Here is a 1,475-nt window from a genome sequence, read left to right on the forward strand (position 1 = left end):
TGGCTTAAATATCACATATCATTAAATATAGCGTTTTATAACGGAGGCGTTTGTTATGACTAAAGAAACAGATAATAAAAAAACAGTAGCGACTTCTGACAACAAAGACACACAGCAACAAAATCAACCTGAAGAAGATGAACGTCAAGGTTTGAATGGTTATCGTAAAACAGATCTTGATTTAGAAATCGAGCAAGAGCTACGTGAAATGATGAAAACAGGAGAAAATGAAACGAAAAATGACTATAAAAAGTTTAAAGTGTTTTCACTTATTTCAACACTTGTCATTGTCATTTTAGCAATTATAAGATTTGTTCATAAAATGATGTAATTAGAGTGAGACATTGTTTTATGTCTCAGGATCCAGTTATTCATTATATCTACAATATTTACGATTATATAAATAACCCGAGATTTTAGTATGATTCATTTCACTAAAATCTCGGGTTTCTATTTGATAATTTTTAATGGGATATGGCATGTATACGTTCTTGCCTTTTATCTCATTTCCAATGATTAATCTGGATATTGTTCTAAAAATGCTTTCGCTTCTTTATTAACTGTTTTAAAATCAATACCTTGTTGCATCGCTGCAAAGACACATCCACAATAACACTGCCTAAAGATATTATAGTCATTACACATTTCTATGGAACGCTCATAACCTTTACTTTTCTTAAAATCACTTGGCAAATAGTTCACATCGTATATTTTTTGGACATCCATACCAAGTTCATTGATTAATTGTGCGTTCTTTTTAGGTGATAACGTGATTGCACTGCCAAAATAATCATAGCCATGTTCTACAGCTGCTTTCGCTACAATATCCAAACGCATTTCAAAACAAGCGGTACAACGTAAGCCGCCTTCTTTTTCATCAGCTAATTCTTTATCCTTCACCATTTTCACAAACTTATGCGGTTCATAAGGTGCTTCAATATACTTCACATTCGCACCAGTCTTGCGATTAAAATCTTCCACAAATTGTTCTTGCACTTTAGCACGTCGTAAATATTCATTTTTCGGATGAATATTTGAATTCGCGAAATAAATTGCAATGTCTGCATATTGTGTTAAAAACTCTAATGTATATGTACTACAAGGTGCACAACAACTATGCAATAAGATTTTAGGTCTGATTGCTTCTCTTTCCCACTGCCCGATTAATTTCTTCAACACCTTGTCATAATTAATTTTTTGATTTTTCATTTTACTGATAATAGGTTCAGCATTAATCATGATTTAACCTCCCACATTTAATCATTAACTTCTATTATATATGATTCATATTAAATGTCAGTCAAAAAAGTTAGAAATTCATTTTAATGCATTTATATTTCGAAAGTCCCTTATGTATCTAAAAGCATTTTTTAAACTTGAATTTTAAAACACTAAACAACACATACGTCTCTGTGTCATTTTCATTTTTTGTATGTCATATATATGTTTACTTCATTTAAATCAATTTCATCTTA

At 30.7% G+C, this 1,475-nt stretch carries 2 protein-coding genes; one reads left to right on the forward strand and one right to left on the reverse strand.

The genetic code is table 11. From position 1 onward, the window contains the following. Nucleotides 1-55: 55 nt before the first annotated feature. Complete coding sequence (locus tag IDG60_RS13900; protein WP_000159837.1) at nucleotides 56-331, forward strand: hypothetical protein; 276 nt, start codon at nucleotides 56-58, stop codon at nucleotides 329-331. Between the two features lie 185 nt (nucleotides 332-516). Here the strand turns inward: IDG60_RS13900 and IDG60_RS13905 are convergent, their stop codons facing one another. Next, nucleotides 517-1,239, reverse strand: a complete 723-nt coding sequence (locus IDG60_RS13905; protein WP_000606210.1) for an epoxyqueuosine reductase QueH — start codon at nucleotides 1,237-1,239, stop codon at nucleotides 517-519. Nucleotides 1,240-1,475 lie beyond the last annotated feature (236 nt).

The organism is Staphylococcus sp. EG-SA-2 (assembly GCF_017152085.1).

What these genes read in the sequence shown, in the direction of transcription:
- IDG60_RS13900 (WP_000159837.1), top strand. Translation starts at nt 56, where the DNA reads ATGACTAAAGAAACAGATAATAAAAAAACAGTAGCGACTTCTGACAAC.
- IDG60_RS13905 (WP_000606210.1), bottom strand. Translation starts at nt 1,239, where the DNA reads ATGATTAATGCTGAACCTATTATCAGTAAAATGAAAAATCAAAAAATT.